The organism is Thiorhodovibrio litoralis, from assembly GCF_033954455.1.
GTDB classification, from domain to species: Bacteria; Pseudomonadota; Gammaproteobacteria; order Chromatiales; family Chromatiaceae; genus Thiorhodovibrio; species Thiorhodovibrio litoralis.
The window spans coordinates 633,319-650,451 of record NZ_CP121473.1; the positions used below are offsets into that span (position 1 = coordinate 633,319).

A 17,133-nucleotide genomic window follows, 5' to 3' on the forward strand; every position below is an offset into this window, starting at 1 on the left:
GTGTTAAGTAAACGGGGCGGCAGGTAGTCTATCTGCCCGAGGTGCTGGTGCGGATGCGCACCGGCCGGGCCAGCAATCTGTCGATGCGCAATATGATGTGTAAATCGTCCGAGGATGATCGGGCGTTGCGGGCGAATGGGGTAGGTGCGGGCGGTGCTTTGGCCTGATAGAATCTGTCGAAACTTGGGCAATTTTTAGTCCGTTAAGGGCGGGGCGAATTATTTGGCGCCAGTTTTCCTCAGTCAGTTCTCTAGAAATACTTAGCTTCCCGGGTGCCGGAAGTATCTGGACGCTTCGCGTTGTGAATGGACGAAAATATAATTCCTAGGAGCGGATTGAAAATGGATAGCCGGGTTGGAAGCACATCTGCTTAGCCAACAGAAACCTTCCGCTCTAAACCACCAACAGAAGACATCAAGCAGCAGTTTCATCATTTGTTTGAGCTTAATGGCTCACTGCCGGATCGCCTGCCGAAGGTGATTTTCGACAATGTCGTCGCAGGCTCCCTTTTACTTGCGACCGCCCCGGTCTTGCTGTTATTAAAGCTCGCCTATCTAATCGAAGGCTGGATTTTGCCAGAAAATATAGGGCCGTTGTTCTTTTATTACAATGCAGTCAGCGCTGGTCGCGTCTTCCGTAAATACAAGATTTTGCATCATTAAAGTTAAGTACATTGAGCCAGAGTAAGCAAAGCGGGGCGATTGGGTTGCCTATTTCGCTGAATGGACACCGGAGAGTAGAGCTGTGATGGGGCGTTTCGTCAAGAGCTTTTACTTTGACGAGATTCCGCAATTCTATTGTGTGCTGCGTGGGGAAATGAGCATTGTCGGGCCGCGCCCTCTGGCAATCGTGCATTACCAGCGTGATTTGGCGCAGGGAAAAGTGGCACGCTCACTGATCAAGGGCGGTTTATTGGAACTGGGCCATATTCATAAAGAAACCTCTGAGATGGGGAAGCCTTTCTATGAATATGAATACGTCGATCAGTATCTTAAGCACTCCCCCATGGGGCTTTTGTGGCTGGATTTGACGATCATCGCCAAGGGTGTCCGTTTGATGCTCCAGGGCAAAGGGTTGTGACGGTATCGCTGACATGACGAATCAGGTGTCTTTAATCCGGCTGGCGGTTGCCATTGGCATTACCTTTGTTCTCATCGGTAACCTTTACTTGCCAGCACTACCCAATCTGCTGAGACAATGGAGCTCCAGCGAATACAGTCACGGCTATTTTATCCCGCTTGTTAGCCTGATGTTGGTTTGGCAAAAATGGACGGCGCTCGCCAAAATGCGCTTTTCCGGGGCATGGTTGGGCTTCGGTCTAACCCTTGTCGCGTTTTTGATGCTCCTGGTTGGACATCTGAGTGCCGTCTACATGGTGATGCACATCTCGCTGATTTTGCTGATTACGGGCATGGTTTGGTCCTTCGCTGGACACGCGGCCATGCGGATTCTCTCGGTGCCGTTGGTTTATCTGGTCTTCATGATCCCTTTGCCTAACTTTTTGCATAACCAGTTATCTCTCAGCCTGCAATTGTTGTCCTCTGAGATCGGCGTTTGGTTTATCCGGCTTTTTGGTATTTCGGTGTTCCTTGAGGGCAATGTCATTGACCTGGGTAGCTATCAGTTGCAGGTGGTGGATGCGTGCAGTGGCTTGCGCTATTTGTTCCCATTGATGAGCTTTGGTTTTTTGATTGCCTACTTCTTCAAGGCGCCTTGGTGGCAGCGGGTGATCGTCTTTGCTTCAACCGTGCCTATCACAGTGGCCATGAACAGCTTTAGAATCGGGGTTACCGGGCTGCTGGTGGAGTATTTTGGCATCGGCGCCGCCGAGGGCTTTTTGCACGATTTTGAGGGCTGGATTATCTTTATGGCGTGCACGGCTCTGTTGCTGGCGGAGGTGTGGCTGTTCGTGCGTTTTAGTGGCCATTTCTGCAAGAATCGGTCCTTTGGCGCAGCCTTGGCGCTGGATTGGCCCGAGCCTTTGCTGGCGGATTTCGTGCCGCCTGGGCGCTCGGTGCCCAAGCCCTTCTGGGCGGCGCTGGCGTTGTTGGCACTGACGGCTGTGGTGATGCCTTTTTTGCAGGCGCGCCCGGTGGAGCCTTTGGCGCGCGAATCCCTGACGGTTTTTCCTGAGGAGGTCGGGCAGTGGGAAGGCACGCCTGAGATTCTGCAAGAGAATATTCTTCGGAGCCTGGATCTGACCGATTATTTCATCGGGGATTTCATCGGTGGCGGTGATCGGCGGGTGAATTTTTATGCCGCCTACTATGATTCTCAGGGGGCTGGGGAGTCGGCCCATTCGCCACGCTCGTGCATTCCGGGCGGGGGCTGGAGGATTGAGGACTTGCAGCGGATCAGCCTGGATGGCTTGTTCGTGGCGGGGCAGCCGTTGCGGGTCAACCGGCTTAAGATTCAGCGCGGTGAGGATAAGCAGCTGGTGTATTATTGGTTCCAGCAACGCGGCCGGGTGTTGACGAATGAGTATGCGGTGAAGTGGTTCTTGTTCTGGGATGCGCTGACGCGCAATCGCACCGATGGGGCGCTGGTGCGGCTGACAACGGTGATTCAGCCGTGGGAAGACTGGGCCGATGGCGATCGGCGGTTGCGGGAGTTCGCGGCCCAGGCGGTGCCGGAGTTGGGGCGGTTTGTTCCGGACTGATTGGAGAGGCATTTCACGCGACCATTAAGGTTCCTCGGAATGCTTCTCTGCGCGGCGGTCGGGGCAAGGCTTGCTCCGGGAAGGTTCGACGCATGACCAAATCTGAGCTTCAACGGGATGCTGTGGGCACGCGGGCCGATGGGGTTGACATGGTCGCGCTGACAAAGTCGCGAGAGTCTTTCGTTGGTGGACGGGCGTTTGTCGATTGTACTAACCTGTCGTCAATTGTTTGCTTTTGGGACTCTTGACATGCCCTCTGTCATCGCATCGGCCCGATCTTCCCGTCTTGGCTTGCGCGCCACCCCCGCACAGGAGGCCGTGCTGCGGCGCGCCGCTGAAGTCGCCCACAAGTCGCTGACCGACTTCATTCTTGACGCAGCCTACCAGGCGGCGGAGCAAACCTTGCTCGATCAACGCCTCTTCATGGTTTCGGGCAACCAGTACCAGGCACTCTTGGACATGCTGGATCGGCCCGAGACGGACAATCAAAAATTGGCGGATCTGCTTTCACGCCGTCCGGTGTGGGCCGATACTTGAGTTTGTCGGCACCTCAGCCGTTGGGTGTGGCGCATCGGCTGGAGGCGTTTGATTGCGGGCAGCCCGCCCTCACGACATGGCTGCGCCAATATGCGCGTCAGGCCCAAGGGAGCGGATCGGCGAGAACCTTTGTCGCTTGCGATCAAGATCGGGTGGCTGGCTACTATAGCCTGACTGTCGGCCAGATTGACACGCTGGAAGCTCCCGAGCGGATTCGTCGTGGTATGGGGCAGTACCCAATTCCCTTGATCATTTTGGCGAGGCTCGCCGTGGATTTGGATTATCAGAAGCCGGGTTTGGGTTATAGCCTGCTGCAAGACGCTATCATTCGTACAATTGCTGTCGCTGGACATGCTGGGATTCGGGCGCTGCTGACACACCCCATCAATGCTCGGGCCGATGCTTTTTATCGCCGGTTCGGTTTCGAGCCAACGCCATTGCAACACCGACAACTCATTTTGCTCCTCAAGGACGCGCGCCGGCTTGTCCGGCCCTAGCGCCTGTGACATTACTCGCGATCATGACAGGATTCAGCGGGCTGGCAACGCCGCGCGCTTTCGCTCGGTGTCGCGCTGGTCCTCAAGGTTAGCCGCGATTCCCGCGACACCAGGTCACCGAGTGACAACGGCATGATGATACCTGGTGGTGCATGTCTCGCTCATTCTGCTGCTAACCGGGCTGGTGTGGGCGTTTACAGGGCATGAATATGCCGTGAAGTGGTTCTTGTTCTGGGGTGCGCGGACCCGCAACCGCACCGACGGGGCATAGTGAGCTTGGCAAAGGTCGTTTTAGCCCGGCGGCTGAGCTGTCAAAGCAGGTTAAACTGACGGACCAAAGCTTCCAGGCGCGATGCCCGCACCCGCGCCGTCACCGCCAGAAGACACCACCATGCGCTTTTTCAACACCGAAGGCCCGGTACGCCCCGAGATGCACTATGTGCTGCCGCCGCTCGAGCGCTGGGACCTGGACGAGGTGCTGCGGATGATCGCGCAGCAAAAATTCTTCCTGCTCCACGCCCCACGCCAGACCGGCAAGACCTCCTGCCTGCTCGCGCTGATGGAACGGCTTAACCGCGAGGGGCACTATCTGGCGGTCTACGCCAATCTCGAAACCGCGCAGGCGGCCCGCGAGAATATCCAACTGGCGATGACCGATATTGTGCAGACCATTGCCGATGAAGCCCGCGCCGATACCGGCGAACAGGGCTTGGCGGAACTGGCGGACGACGTGCTGCCAAACAACGCCCCCACCCGTGCCCTGCGCGCCTTCCTCACCGCGAGCCTGGGCGCTGTCTTTGAGCCGCATTAGGATTCGCTGTGGCATCCTCCCTTGCTTGGTCGACCCAAACCCTGATAATCGAGTCCACTGTCGAGCGATGAAAGAACGCTACATCAACCTTTTTACGGATTTTGGCTTTAAGAAAATCTTTGGCGAAGAGGCCAGCAAGGAGCATTTGATCAGCTTTCTGAACACCCTGCTTCCGGCGCGGCATCAGATCGAGGAACTGCACTTTTGCAACACCGAGAACCAAGGTGCCAGCGCGCTCGATCGCAAAGCCATCTTCGACCTCAACTGTCGCAGCGCCAGCGGGGAATTTTTCATTGTCGAGCTGCAAAAAGCCAAACAGAATTTTTTCAAAGATCGCAGCGTTTTCTACGCCACCTTCCCTATCCAGCAACAAGCCCAACGCGGAGACTGGGACTTCCGCCTCTCGGCGGTTTACACCATCGGCATTCTCGACTTCATCTTCGACGACGAAGACAACGCCGAGCGCAGCGAAGTGATCCACCGAGTCCAGTTGAAAAACCAGCATCATCAGGTCTTCTACGACAAGCTCACCTTTATTTACCTGACCCTGCCGAACTTCACCAAAACCGCCGAACAACTCGAGACCCTGCAGGACAAATGGTTCTACCTGTTCCGCCACCTTCACGAACTCGACGAAATCCCCCCGCGTCTGCGCGAGCAAGTGTTCTTGCGGGTGTTCGAGAAAGCCAGCATCGCGCGCTTTCAGCCCGAGGAGCGCCAAGCCTACGAATCGAGCCTGAAGTACTACCGAGACCTCAAGAACGTGATCGACACCGCGCGCGATGAGGGACGAGAGGAAGGACGAGAGGAAGGACGGGGGGAAGGCGCGCGGCAGGCGACGCTGAGCACTGCCAAGAAGCTGCTATCGCTCGGTGTTTTGACCGATGAACAGATCGTGGCAACCACCGGATTGAGCGCGGAAGATCTTCAGCGTATTCGCGTAGCCCTGGAAAGCGGCCCAACTGACTGAAACGCTCCTCAAGCCTCATCCAGTGGCTTCCCTTAGTTGATCCAAACCCTGATGATCAAGCCTGAGTTTATTCAGAGACGAACAATCGATCACTTGGGAAGACAGAGCGCTGGCGAACAGCTCTCGGAGAACCTCCATCGCTATGTCAGGCTCTACAACCAACACATTCCTCAACGCGCTCTTGGCCCATCGAGGCATTGAAACAAGGGCACCAACGGCAGCCAGAGCTGTTTTCAAAACGCATTTACAATCTTCCATGACTTGACATGATCCTATTTGAGACTGATTCTTGATTCGATTAAGTCTTCGGCGTAAGATTTTCGACGCGGCTGGGTTCGCTCTTCGGTGGCAATTTTTCGGGCAGCCTGTCGTTCCGCCAATCTTTTGTTTGATTGGCGTCAATCGTCCTGAATCTGCACGCGCTGGAGTGACAAGTCTGATGGGAAGGGAATTCGCAGTGGCGGAAATGCCTGCTGAAGCATCCGCTGTTAAGGTCACGCCTCATGCGGCAGCGCATGCGCCGAACCGCCCGCTGACGCTTGCGCTTGCCGGGAATCCGAACTGCGGCAAGTCGGCGCTGTTTAACTCCCTGACGGGCATCCGCCAGACCACCGGCAACTGGCCGGGGGTGACGGTGGAGCGCAAGGAGGGGCGCTGCGAGCTCGATGGGCGGGCGGTGCGGGTGATCGATCTGCCTGGTATCTACTCGCTCGATGCCAGCTCGCTTGATGAGCGGGTGACGCGCGACTATCTGCTCGCGCGCGAGGCGGATGCCATCGTCAATGTGGTGGACGCGACCAATCTGGAGCGCAATCTGTATCTCAGTGTGCAGTTGCTGGAAATGGGTGTGCCCATTGTGATTGCGCTCAACATGATGGACCTGGCGCGGCGTCGTGGTTTGGAGATTGACGCCCAGGCGCTGGCGCGCGAGCTTGGCTGTCCGGTGGTGCCGGTGGTGGCGGTGAGCAAGGAGGGCCTGACTGAGCTTAGCGCGCGCGCTCTGGCGGTCGCCTGCGGGCAGGAGTCGGCCGGCTTTAGTCTCGCGCAGGATGAGTGCGTTGAGCAGGGTGTTGTGGCGCTGAGTGAGGCTATTCAGGCCAAGCTGCCGGGGCAAGCGTCAGTCCCGCCTTCCCGTACGCCAGATGATCAGAAGGTTCCAGCTTCAGACCCAACTTCAGATCAGGCACCTTCCGAAACGCCGGCTCAGGCATCCGGGACGCAGGCGGGTTCGTCGTCACGCGCGCCCAATGTGCGCTGGCTGGCTCTCAAATTGTTGGAAGGCGATGACTTCGCTGCCGCGAACGTCGACGACTCGGTGCACCAGCTTGCGGAGCATTGGCGCGCGGCTATCAACGAGCGCTCGGGCGAGGAGCCGGATATCTACATTGCCGATTCGCGCTTCGGGCATGCCCATGCGCTGGCGGCGCGGGTTCAGCGTGTGCGCGGGCGGGCTGGCGGTACCCTGTCGGACGCCATCGACCGGGTGGTGCTGAGTCGCTTTTGGGGCGTGCCGCTGTTCCTGGCGGTGATGTATCTGATGTTCGTCTTTACCATCAACATTGGTGGTGCCTTTATTGATTTCTTCGATGGCGCTGCGGCGGCCTTGTTTGTCGATGGCTTTGGTACCCTCCTCGACAAGCTCGGCACGCCTGAGCTCCTGCGGCTGTTGCTGGCCGATGGCATCGGCGGTGGGCTGACCGTGGTGGCCACCTTTATCCCGGTCATCGCGAGCCTGTATATTTTTCTCTCGGCGCTGGAGGATTCCGGTTACATGGCACGCGCGGCCTTTGTGATGGATCGTTTCATGCGCTCCATCGGGCTGCCGGGCAAGGCTTTTGTGCCGTTGATTGTTGGCTTTGGCTGCAATGTGCCGGCGGTCATGGCCACGCGCACGCTCGAGAACGAGCGCGAGCGTAAGCTGACCATTCTGATGAATCCCTTCATGTCCTGCGGCGCGCGCCTGCCGGTATATGTGCTGTTCGCCGCCGCCTTTTTCCCGCACTCCGGGCAGAACGTGGTGTTCGCGCTCTACCTGACGGGCATCGCCGTGGCTCTGCTGACCGGACTTATCATGAAACGTACCCTGCTCGCTGGCAGCAGTACCGGTTTCGTGATGGAGCTGCCGCCCTATCATTTGCCGACAGTGCGTGGCGTGCTGCTGCGCACCTGGGACCGGGTGCGTTTGTTTCTGCGCGAGGCCGGGCGCATCATCGTGGTCATGGTGGTGGTGCTGAACCTGCTCAGCGCCATCGGCACCGACGGTAGCATTGGCGAGACGGACAGCGACGTCTCTGTGTTGAGTGCCGCCAGTCGCCTGACGACGCCGCTGTTCGCGCCCATGGGGATCGACTCGGACAACTGGCCGGCGGTGCTGGGAATTTTCTCCGGCGTGCTGGCGAAAGAGGTCATCGTCGGCACCCTGGATACCGTTTATGGACAGCTTGCCACCGAGGAGCAACCCGCCACGGTGGAGACCACCGAGTCCTTCAATCTGCTCGCTGCCTTAAGCGCTGCACTGAGCACCATCCCGGCCAATCTCGGCGATGCCTTGGGCAGCTTGGCTGATCCGCTTGGGCTCGGCGGTGTGGATCAGGCAGCGACCGATCCGGGCGTCTCCGCCGGTGCCTTCGGCGCCATGGAAGTGCGTTTCGACGGCCGTGCCGGTGCCTTCGCCTATCTGCTCTTCGTGTTGCTGTATTTTCCCTGTATCGCCACCATCGGCGCCATTGCGCGCGAGGCCGGAGCGCCCTGGGCTGCCTTTGTGGGAGCCTGGACTACCGGCATCGCCTACATCACCGCGACCCTGTTCTATCAGTCGGCGACTTTCGCGCGCCATCCCTGGTGGTCGGGGAGCTGGATTGCCGCTGGTGTGCTGACCCTGATCCTGGTCTTCATCGGTCTGCGCATCTGGGCGCGGCGGGGGCGGGAGCGGGAGCTGGATGTAGGCGGCGCGCAGCGGGCGCCGGCCTGATGACTGCTTTCGCAGCGTGCCGATGCTAACCGACCTGCGTGCCTACGTGCGCGAGCGCCCCTTTGCGAGCCTCAGCGACATCGCCTTGCATCTGCGGGTAACGCCTGAGGTGGCCAGGGATCTGTGTGCGGTGTGGATGCGCAAAGGACAGCTCGAGCGCATCGACTGTGCGAGCGGCTGTGAGAACTGTCAACTGTGTCAGGGACCGCCAGCAGAACTCTATCGCTGGCGGGTTGCGCCTTGAGTCACTGAATATGCGCCAAAATCCCGTCGAGCTCGTCGAGGTTGTTGTAGCCGATGACCAGCTTGCCGGAGCCGGCGGTGCCGTGCTTGATGGCGACGCGGGCGCCGAGGCGGTCGGCGAGGTCGTCTTGCAGTCGGCGGATGTCGGGGTCGAGCGGGGGCTTTTCCTTCTGGCCGTCTTCGGTTTCCTCGTTTTGCCAGCGGCGCACCAGTTTTTCGGTATCGCGCACCGAAAGACCGCGGCGCACGACCTGGTCCGCGGCGTCGCTCTGGTTGCGGCCTTTGAGCCCGAGCAGGGCGCGGGCATGGCCCATCTCGAGCTGGCGCTGGTCGAGGTAGGTCTTGGTGTCGGGCTCAAGCTCCAGCAGGCGCAGCAGGTTGGTCACCGTGGTGCGGGACTTGCCGACGGCCTCTGCGACCTGCTGGTGGGTCAGGCTGAATTCCTCGGCCAGGCGGTGCAGGGCGCTGGCTTCCTCGAGTGGGTGCAGGTCGTCGCGCTGGATGTTTTCGATCAGCGCGATGGCGAGCGCGGTTTTTTCATCGACATCACGCACCACCACCGGGATTTTTGCCAAGCCCGCCTGTTGGGTGGCGCGCCAGCGGCGCTCGCCGGCGACGATTTCGTAGTCGCCGTCATCGAGCCTGCGCACCACGATGGGCTGAAGCACGCCCTGGGCGGCGATGGAATCGGCTAACTCGCTCAGGCTGTCGGGGTCGAATTCGCGTCGCGGCTGGTAGCGCCCGCGGCGGATGTGCTCGACGCCGAGCTCGGTGACGGCCTCGCTCGGATGCGCCGTGGTGGGCGATTCATGTGTGGTGTTCTGGGTGTCGCTGCTGGTGTTGGATGCAACACCGGTTGCGGTGCTGCCGCTGCCGAGCAGGGCATCCAGGCCGCGTCCGAGTCCTTTGCGTTTTGTACTCATGCGTGGGAGCTTACTCTTAGGCGGCGTCCGCGGTGCGACCGGCTCGGCCAAGGACCTCGCCGGCCAGTGCCTGGTAGGCGATCGAGCCGCGCGAGCTGCCGTCATAGAGCAGCACCGGCAGGCCGTGGCTGGGTGCCTCGGCCAGGCGCACATTGCGCGGAATGATGGTGGTATACACCTGTTTGTTGAAATGCTCAATCAACTGGGTGGACACTTGATTGGCCAGATTATTGCGCGGGTCGTGCATGGTGCGCAGGATGCCTTCGATCTTCAGCCCCGGGTTGCGGCTGTCCTGAATCTGGCGGATGGTGTCGATCAGCGCGGAGAGCCCTTCGAGCGCGTAGTATTCGCACTGTATTGGGATCAGGACGCCGTGCGCGGCGACCAGCGCATTGAGCGTCAGCATGTTGAGCGACGGCGGACAGTCGATCAGGATGAGTTCATAGGCGTCAGCGACGGCGGCGATGACCTCTGACAGGCTGCGCTCGCGGGCGTCGGTATTCATCAGGCCCACTTCGGCGGCGGTCATGTCGCCATTGGATGGCAACAGATCGAAGCCGGGCGCGGGCTCCTCGACCCTGACCCGGCAGGCGCCGAACTCGGCATCGCTCAGGAGCAGATCGCAGCCGGTGAGCTCCAGGCTGTTTTTGTCCACCCCGCAACCCATGGTGGCGTTGCCCTGCGGGTCCATGTCGATCAGCAGCACACGGCTTCCGAGCGACGCCAGGGATGCCGCTAGATTCACGGCGGTGGTGGTCTTGCCGACCCCGCCTTTTTGGTTAGCGATCGCAATGATTCTGGCCATAATTCAAGGGCTTCCGTCGATGCGGATCAAATGGCGCTCGCCCGGTACAAAGGGCACCTCGAGCCGGGTGACTGTCACCCGCGCGCCCATTGTGGTTCCGGTTGTGGCCTCAGCGGTGGTCCCGGTTTTGGCTCCAATGGCTGATAGCGCGGCGATTTCGTCATCCGGCCGGCGACCTTTGTATGCGAGCAGGACTCCGTCTGGTTGGCGCAGATGAGCGCTGCTGGACCAGAGTGCGTCGAGCGGCGCAAGCGCACGAGCCGTTATGGTAGCGAATTTTTGCTCCGGCTGGTATGACTCAAAGCGCGCTTGCACGACGCAGACATTGCCAAGCTCCAAGCTGGCCGCGGCCTGGCGCACGAAACGGGTTTTTTTTCCGATGCTGTCAAGCAGCACGAATTGCAGTTCCGGGCGTGCGATGGCGAGCGGAATGCCGGGTAAACCGGCACCCGTGCCAAAGTCGAGTACCGGGGATGCGTCGAACGCACCGAGCGCGGCCAGGCTGTCGAGCAGATGGCGGCCGATCATCTCCAGCGGATCGCGCACCGCGGTGAGATTGTAGCGGCTGTTCCAATGCGCCAGCAGGTCGATGTAGTCGAGCAGCGCATTGCGTTGAGCATCACTGAGCTCGGCGGCAGCATGGCCAAGCGAGGTGCCGTTGGGTTCAGCGAGGGGAGCCGCCAGCGGGTCGCCGAGCTGCGCCAGGCCCTGATCGAGCCGCTCGCGCAGGGCAAGACGCAGCGATGCACGCATCAGGCGCTGCGGCGTGCCGCAGGTTGGGCGGCGCCATTACGACCCGTGCTCAGCTCTCCGCTCGCCTGGATGCGCTTGAGGTGAATCAGCAGCAGGGACACGGCCGCCGGTGTAACGCCCGGAATACGCGCGGCCTGACCTAGAGTGGTCGGGCGCGTTGCCTTGAGTTTCTCCAGGACCTCGGTCGAGAGTCCGCGCACCCGGTCGAAATCGAAATCGAGCGACAGTGGTTGGTGCTCCTGCGCCTGCTGGCGTTCGATCTCGGCGCGCTGGCGCTCGAGATAGCCGGCGTACTTGGCCTGGATCTCGATCTGCTCGGACACGGCGGGGTCCGCAACGCCCGAGCCGATGCCCTCGACGGCGGTCAGGCGGGCATAGTCGAGCTGCGGGCGGGCGAGCAACTCGAGCGCGCGTGCTTCGCGTTTCGGCGGCTCGCCCAGATGCGCGGTGAGCGCCTCGGCTGCGGGACTGCCGGGGCGCACCCAGGTGTCGCGCAGGCGTTGCTGCTCGCGGGTGATGGCCTCGCGCTTGGTGTCGAACGCCTGCCAGCGCGTCTCATCGACCAGGCCGAATTCCCGCCCGAGCTCGGTCAGGCGCAGGTCGGCGTTGTCTTCGCGCAATTGCAGGCGATACTCGGCGCGGCTGGTGAACATGCGGTAGGGCTCATTGGTGCCGCGAGTGATGAGATCATCAATCATCACGCCGAGGTAGGCCTGATCGCGTCGCGGACACCAGGGCTCGAGCCCACGCACCTGGCGCGCCGCGTTCAGCCCGGCCAGCAGCCCCTGAGCGGCGGCTTCCTCATAGCCTGTGGTGCCATTGATCTGACCGGCGAAGAACAGCCCGCGGATGGGCTTGGTCTCAAGCGAGGGCAGCAGGTCACGCGGGTCGAAGAAGTCGTACTCGATGGCATAACCGGGGCGGGTGATGTGCGCGTGCTCCAAGCCCGGGATGGAGCGCACCAGGGCCTCCTGCACGTCGAATGGCAGGCTGGTGGAGATGCCGTTGGGGTAGATTTCGTCGCTGTCCAGCCCCTCGGGCTCGATAAAAATCTGGTGTGAGGCCTTGTCGGCAAAGCGAAAGACTTTGTCCTCGATCGACGGGCAGTAGCGCGGCCCGATGCCTTCGATCACGCCGCTGAACAGCGGCGAGCGTGAGATGCCGGCGCGGATGATCTCGTGCGTGCGCTCGGTGGTGCGAGCGATATGGCAACTGACCTGACGCGGATGATCGGCCGGGGAGCCTAGGTAGGAAAAGACCGGCACCGGGGTGTCGCCCGGCTGCTCTGCGAGTTGGCTGAAGTCGATACTGCGCGCGGCGATGCGCGGCGGGGTGCCGGTTTTTAGCCGTTCGACACGCAGCGGCAGGGCGCGCAGGCGCTCAGCCAGTGCCAGCGCGGGCGGGTCGCCGGCGCGTCCGCCGCGGTAATTAGATAGCCCGATGTGAATGCGCCCGCCGAGAAAGGTGCCGACTGTGAGCACCAGGGTGCGGGCGCGGAACTCAAGCCCCATCTGGGTGCGCACGCCGGTGACTTGCGCACCCTCGCCCTCGCCATCCAGGATCAGATCGTCAGCCGCCTGCTGAAACAGGTCGAGCCCCGGCTGGTGCTCCAGTGCGCGGCGCACGGCGGCTTTGTAGAGCAGGCGGTCGGCCTGGGCGCGGGTGGCACGCACCGCGGGGCCCTTGCGGCTGTTCAAAATGCGAAACTGAATGCCGGCGGCATCGGCCGCGCGCGCCATCAGCCCGCCCAGGGCGTCGATCTCCTTGACCAGATGCCCCTTGCCGATGCCGCCAATGGCCGGATTGCAGCTCATCTGCCCCAGGGTTTCGATGTTGTGGGTGAGCAGCAGGGTGCGCGCGCCAAGGCGCGCCGCGGCCAGCGCAGCCTCGGTGCCGGCGTGACCGCCGCCGATCACGATGACGTCATAGTCTTGGGTTGCCCGCATGAATGCCCGCCTGGATGCAAAAAACTCGCCCTCGCCCGAGTGGGCGCATGGCGAGAGTCTAGCCGAATGCTGTCGGTGATGCGCGGATTCGCGCAGGCGACAGCGGGCTCAGAAACGCGGCGGGCGGGGCGCGGAATCGGCTGGGCGGCGGCTGTCTGCCGGCGGCGCCATCGGCGAGTGCGGGCTGGTGCTGCGCCGACGCATCTTGTGCGCGCGCGGGTAGTTGGGAACGCCCAGTTGCGGGTCGTGCGGGTTGATCTGGAACAGTAGGAAGTCCTGGGTGGCGTCCCGAACGCTGCGGAGTTTCGACTCGATACTCATGCGATTGGTGCGAATTGCGATCGGATCGCCTTCGTGAACCTGCTGCTGCGGTGGTGTCATCAGTCCCCAGCCGAAATCTTCGTCATAGACCAATAACGCGCGCACTGCGTTCTCGCGCGAGGATTCAGACTCTGGGGCGCTTGAAGGCGAAAGCAGTTCCTTGTCTGCCGGGTTTTCGCTATGGCCTTGGGTGTCGGCGACCGGGCTGTTGGAACTCATGGAGCTGCTGTTGAGCAGCGTGTCCTGGACCGGCTTGACCGAAACCGGCACCGCAAAGCTGGCCAGCTCGAGCAAGTCGATCTGCAGGGCATGGTTGCTGCGCAGAATGCGCGCAACGCGGCCGAGTCGCGGGCGTGCGAGGCCCGGCTTGCCGTTGCCGAAGGCGACCAGGCTGCCAACGTTCAAGGCGGTGCTCGACTGCGAGCTCGGGTCCTGAATGCGCCATAGGCGCGCGCTCTGACGCACTAGCTGCCAGGCGTCGCCATTGGTTCGCAGGTTGCTTGGCTGCTCCAAGGGGTGGCGTCTGGCGCGCGGGACGGTGCTGGGTGAATGCGAATGCGGGAAGCGCGAGAAGACCTGATGCAGCAGGGCACGAATGGTCGCCATGCCGGCGTTCAGGTACAGCGCCTCGGGCTGCTCCCGCGGCTGCTCCGGGTAGTGGTCGATGTCGCCATTGTCGATGTCGCGGGCGAGCAGACGGATACTCGGGCGGCGTGACGCCAAGGGCAGCGGCAGCAAGCGCTCGGGCGAGCGTGTGCCGCCCGGATCGCGACGGAAGAAGACTTGCTGATCGGCGCGAACGGCCATGGCGAGGTTGCTGTAGTCGAATGCGACGACAGCCGTCTTGCCCTCGGGGGCTTTGGCGCTCGGAGGACCGGCGTGATCGGCATGGATGAAACGTCGTTGAACGCTCTCAGGCTGCCCGGGCTGGGTCTGGATACCTTTGATCTGAGCGGGGCTGTCGGGCGTGCCCTGCGCACTGTTCGCACACGAGACGAGCTTGACGGCCTCTGGCACCGAGGCGCAGTAGCGCGCAATGAAGCCCTGGGTGTTCTTGGCCCAGCTATAGACGTCGAACAGCCCAAGCGCCTGGAGGTTCAGGTAAAGTTGCGAACGGGTGCAGTTGCCATCGACGCCGGTCAGGAAGTCTGGCGCGGTTTGGGCCTTGAGCGGCTTGTCAGGGATATTCGCGGCCGCCAGGGCAAAAAACACCCGATTCGCGCGCTGCCAGGAAGCTCCGGGAAGCGGCTGATAGCGCAGACGGTGCAGTTCCGCCTCGCGCCAGGTCCACTCAAGGATGCGCAGTCCGCTTACCTGCAGCAGGGCTCTGTCGGTCGCGTTCTGGCGCGCGGCATAGGCGTCGGCCAGCGCCAGATGATAGGCGTTGATCAACTCCACGATGCAGCCGTTGAGTTGATCGAGCTTGCTGGCCTGCACCGGGCGTTCCGGCAAGCCGCGACGGTCGCGGGTCTGCTGGGTGAGCAGCATGTCGGCTTCCGACCACAGATTTTCGCTGATCGCCTCGGCTTCTTCGAGTCGCTGGGCGGCCGCAATGCGGCTGCGATTGCTGTTCTGCAACTCGCCGAGGATTCCCGGCAGGGAGTCCTGTTCGGGCCGGTCGCCCTTGATCAGCCGCAGCGAGCTGGCTCGCAGCAGTCGCGGGGCGCGCCATTGGCTGGGTGTTTCAAGGCCCGCGCGCAAGCAGGCGAGCATATCGCGCTCGGCAATGCAGGCCGCATCGGTAGTCTGGGCTGTAAGCACGACGGCCTCCCGCAATCATGTTCAAGAAGCATTCTCGGTCCCCGGGCTTGAGAGCAGACTCCGAGGGATGGAGCATGGAAAGCTGCTCCGGGGACGATGCTTCCAGAGTCTCTTACTGGCGAGTCTAACGTGGTGCTGGGCGCATGCCTGTGATTCGAGTCACAGGTCTTGGGATTTGTCAGAATGACGGGCGAGATTCGCGCCTGGCGGGAGGGATGACGGCGGGCTTTTCAGTCTTCAAGCTCGATGTAGCGTTCTGCCTGAAAGCGCGGGTTGCAGATGGCGAGAAAGACCAGCGGCTGGTCGCCGATGTTCTCGATACGCTGCGGGCAGTCGGGCGGGATGAACACCACATCCCCTGGATCAACCTGCGTGGGTTCGAGCTCGCCGACATGCACGCGGCCCCGGCCCTGCAGGATCAGGTAGCGCTCGACTGTTTGTTCCAGACGATGCCAGCGGGTGGTGACGCCCACATCAACAGTAGCGCGCGCAATCGACAGCGCCGGGTCATCATCCCGGTTCCAGCTTTCCAGGATGTCGCAGCGCTCGCTGGTGGGATAGGTCTCGGCCTCGTCCGGGCGATGGATGATCGGTTGACTGCTGGCGGTCACGGATGAATGTCTCCCGGGTGCGAATGATTCCTGTTGGCGCGGGCGTTCGGGTCTTGACCCTGATCTGAGCCCGATCTGAGCCCGAGGCCCAAGTATAGCGCATCGACGAGCAGGAGATCCTTGCTCGCTCGGTCGGAATCCCGCATGGTTTCGGTATATACTTGACGGCTTTGCCCGATGCGGAGAAGACCATGCAGGATATCAGCCCGATTCGCGCTCGTCTTGGCGATTTGAGGGGACGCTTGGAGTCCCTCTGGGGGTATCTTTGACTATGCTGGCAAGGATGAACGCCTAACGGAGGTGATGCGCGAGCTTGAGGAGCCGGATTTGTGGAATGACCCGGAGCGCGCGCAGAAGCTTGGGCGCGAGCGCGCGATGCTCGAGAACGTGGTCATTGGGCTGCGCGAGTTGCGCGCCGGGCTTGATGACGCCGATGATCTGCTCGCGCTGGCGGTGGCAGAGGAAGACACCGATACCGTCGATGCCGTGGTCGCTGACCTCGACGGCTACGAAGCGCACGTCGCCAAGCTCGAGTTTCAGCGCATGTTCTCGGGGCAAATGGACGCGAGCAACGCCTTCGTCGATATCCAAGCCGGCTCCGGTGGTACGGAGGCACAGGATTGGGCCGAGATGCTGTTGCGCATGTATTTGCGCTGGTGCGAGGCGCATGAGTTCAAGACCGAGCTGACGGAATATTCCCCCGGCGAGGTGGCCGGCATCAAGTCGGCCACCATCGCGGTGCAGGGCGACTATGCGTTCGGCTGGTTGCGCACCGAGACTGGCGTGCATCGGCTGGTGCGCAAGTCGCCGTTCGACTCCGGTAACCGCCGGCATACGTCTTTTGCCGCGGTCTTTGTCGCGCCCGAGGTGGACGACTCGGTGGAGATCGACATTAACCCGGCAGATCTGCGCATCGACGTCTACCGTGCCTCTGGCGCTGGCGGTCAGCACGTCAACCGGACCGAATCGGCCGTGCGCATCACCCACAACCCGACCGGGGTGGTGGTGCAGTGTCAGAATGATCGCTCGCAGCACAAGAACAAAGACCAGGCGATGAAACAGCTCAAAGCAAAGCTCTATGAGCTGGAAATGAAAAAGCGCAGCGCCGATCAGCAGGCGTTGGAGGAGACCAAGTCCGACATCGGCTGGGGCAGTCAGATTCGCTCCTATGTGCTTGATCAGTCGCGCATCAAGGACTTGCGCACCAATATCGAGACCGGAAACACCCAGGCGGTGCTCGATGGTGGGCTTGATCCTTTCATCGAAGCCAGCCTGAAAAGCGGCCTGTAGAAGCGAATTGATAGCAAAACCACCAGCAAAAAATT

The 17,133-nt window shown here is 61.5% G+C and carries 16 protein-coding genes; 10 read left to right on the forward strand and 6 right to left on the reverse strand.

Annotation, left to right across the window (positions count from 1 at the left end; translation table 11 throughout):
* Positions 1-434: 434 nt before the first annotated feature.
* From Thiosp_RS02865 to Thiosp_RS02910, 9 genes are all read left to right on the forward strand, one after another.
* Entirely contained in the window at positions 435-662 is a 228-nt protein-coding gene (locus Thiosp_RS02865; protein WP_201066137.1) for a hypothetical protein, read from the forward strand.
* 85 nt (positions 663-747) lie between these two features.
* A complete protein-coding gene (locus Thiosp_RS02870; RefSeq protein ID WP_201066136.1) occupies positions 748-1,080 on the forward strand; it encodes a sugar transferase in 333 nt (110 codons plus the stop codon).
* 13 nt (positions 1,081-1,093) lie between these two features.
* Positions 1,094-2,659 carry a VPLPA-CTERM-specific exosortase XrtD gene (xrtD, locus tag Thiosp_RS02875; protein WP_201066135.1) on the forward strand — a complete coding sequence of 522 codons (1,566 nt, stop codon included), beginning with the start codon at positions 1,094-1,096 and terminating at the stop codon, positions 2,657-2,659.
* A 249-nt stretch (positions 2,660-2,908) separates the two neighbouring features.
* Positions 2,909-3,196 carry a type II toxin-antitoxin system TacA family antitoxin gene (locus tag Thiosp_RS02880; RefSeq protein WP_201066134.1) on the forward strand — a complete coding sequence of 96 codons (288 nt, stop codon included), beginning with the start codon at positions 2,909-2,911 and terminating at the stop codon, positions 3,194-3,196.
* Entirely contained in the window at positions 3,193-3,693 is a 501-nt protein-coding gene (locus Thiosp_RS02885) for a GNAT family N-acetyltransferase (RefSeq protein ID WP_201066133.1), read from the forward strand. Before Thiosp_RS02880 ends, Thiosp_RS02885 begins: the two co-directional genes overlap by 4 nt.
* Positions 3,694-4,045: 352 nt before the next feature.
* Complete coding sequence (locus Thiosp_RS02890) at positions 4,046-4,504, forward strand: AAA-like domain-containing protein (RefSeq protein ID WP_242518491.1); 459 nt, start codon at positions 4,046-4,048, stop codon at positions 4,502-4,504.
* Between the two features lie 67 nt (positions 4,505-4,571).
* Positions 4,572-5,474, forward strand: a complete 903-nt coding sequence (locus Thiosp_RS02895; RefSeq protein WP_201066132.1) for an Rpn family recombination-promoting nuclease/putative transposase — start codon at positions 4,572-4,574, stop codon at positions 5,472-5,474.
* Between the two features lie 466 nt (positions 5,475-5,940).
* Positions 5,941-8,445, forward strand: coding sequence for a ferrous iron transport protein B (feoB, locus tag Thiosp_RS02905; protein WP_201066172.1), 2,505 nt, complete (start codon positions 5,941-5,943; stop codon positions 8,443-8,445).
* A gap of 22 nt (positions 8,446-8,467) precedes the next feature.
* Positions 8,468-8,689, forward strand: coding sequence for a FeoC-like transcriptional regulator (locus tag Thiosp_RS02910; protein ID WP_201066131.1), 222 nt, complete (start codon positions 8,468-8,470; stop codon positions 8,687-8,689).
* Position 8,690: 1 nt separating this feature from the next.
* Here Thiosp_RS02910 and Thiosp_RS02915 read toward each other — a convergent pair whose 3' ends face one another.
* The 6 genes from Thiosp_RS02915 to Thiosp_RS02940 form a co-directional block, all read right to left on the reverse strand.
* On the reverse strand, positions 8,691-9,611 hold the full coding sequence (locus Thiosp_RS02915) for a ParB/RepB/Spo0J family partition protein (protein WP_201066130.1): 921 nt from the start codon (positions 9,609-9,611) through the stop codon (positions 8,691-8,693).
* Between the two features lie 16 nt (positions 9,612-9,627).
* The gene (locus tag Thiosp_RS02920) at positions 9,628-10,416 is read right to left on the reverse strand and encodes a ParA family protein (RefSeq protein ID WP_201066129.1); all 789 of its coding nucleotides are present in this window, start codon (positions 10,414-10,416) and stop codon (positions 9,628-9,630) included.
* Positions 10,417-10,419: 3 nt separating this feature from the next.
* Entirely contained in the window at positions 10,420-11,169 is a 750-nt protein-coding gene (gene rsmG, locus Thiosp_RS02925; protein ID WP_201066128.1) for a 16S rRNA (guanine(527)-N(7))-methyltransferase RsmG, read from the reverse strand.
* Positions 11,169-13,115, reverse strand: a complete 1,947-nt coding sequence (gene mnmG / locus Thiosp_RS02930) for a tRNA uridine-5-carboxymethylaminomethyl(34) synthesis enzyme MnmG (protein ID WP_201066127.1) — start codon at positions 13,113-13,115, stop codon at positions 11,169-11,171. The genes rsmG and mnmG overlap by 1 nt, the downstream gene beginning before the upstream one ends.
* A 108-nt stretch (positions 13,116-13,223) precedes the next feature.
* A complete protein-coding gene (locus tag Thiosp_RS02935) occupies positions 13,224-15,197 on the reverse strand; it encodes a hypothetical protein (RefSeq protein WP_201066126.1) in 1,974 nt (657 codons plus the stop codon).
* Positions 15,198-15,427: 230 nt separating this feature from the next.
* Entirely contained in the window at positions 15,428-15,808 is a 381-nt protein-coding gene (locus Thiosp_RS02940; protein WP_201066124.1) for a cupin domain-containing protein, read from the reverse strand.
* Positions 15,809-15,999: 191 nt separating this feature from the next.
* Here Thiosp_RS02940 and prfB point away from each other — a divergent pair.
* Positions 16,000-17,098, forward strand: a protein-coding gene (prfB, locus tag Thiosp_RS02945; RefSeq protein WP_201066121.1) for a peptide chain release factor 2 whose coding sequence is annotated in 2 segments (ribosomal slippage) — positions 16,000-16,074 and positions 16,076-17,098 — 1,098 coding nt in all. Because the reading frame shifts where the segments join, the coding sequence is not laid out codon by codon here.
* The last annotated feature ends 35 nt before the right edge of the window (positions 17,099-17,133 follow it).

Excerpts from the sequence above, each read along its gene's own strand:
- xrtD (WP_201066135.1), top strand. The coding sequence starts at position 1,094 with ATGACGAATCAGGTGTCTTTAATCCGGCTGGCGGTTGCCATTGGCATT.
- rsmG (WP_201066128.1), bottom strand. The coding sequence starts at position 11,169 with ATGCGTGCATCGCTGCGTCTTGCCCTGCGCGAGCGGCTCGATCAGGGC.
- Thiosp_RS02890 (WP_242518491.1), top strand. The coding sequence starts at position 4,046 with ATGCCCGCACCCGCGCCGTCACCGCCAGAAGACACCACCATGCGCTTT.
- Thiosp_RS02880 (WP_201066134.1), top strand. The coding sequence starts at position 2,909 with ATGCCCTCTGTCATCGCATCGGCCCGATCTTCCCGTCTTGGCTTGCGC.
- feoB (WP_201066172.1), top strand. The coding sequence starts at position 5,941 with ATGCCTGCTGAAGCATCCGCTGTTAAGGTCACGCCTCATGCGGCAGCG.
- Thiosp_RS02920 (WP_201066129.1), bottom strand. The coding sequence starts at position 10,416 with ATGGCCAGAATCATTGCGATCGCTAACCAAAAAGGCGGGGTCGGCAAG.
- Thiosp_RS02915 (WP_201066130.1), bottom strand. The coding sequence starts at position 9,611 with ATGAGTACAAAACGCAAAGGACTCGGACGCGGCCTGGATGCCCTGCTC.
- Thiosp_RS02895 (WP_201066132.1), top strand. The coding sequence starts at position 4,572 with ATGAAAGAACGCTACATCAACCTTTTTACGGATTTTGGCTTTAAGAAA.
- Thiosp_RS02870 (WP_201066136.1), top strand. The coding sequence starts at position 748 with ATGGGGCGTTTCGTCAAGAGCTTTTACTTTGACGAGATTCCGCAATTC.
- mnmG (WP_201066127.1), bottom strand. The coding sequence starts at position 13,115 with ATGCGGGCAACCCAAGACTATGACGTCATCGTGATCGGCGGCGGTCAC.
- Thiosp_RS02910 (WP_201066131.1), top strand. The coding sequence starts at position 8,468 with ATGCTAACCGACCTGCGTGCCTACGTGCGCGAGCGCCCCTTTGCGAGC.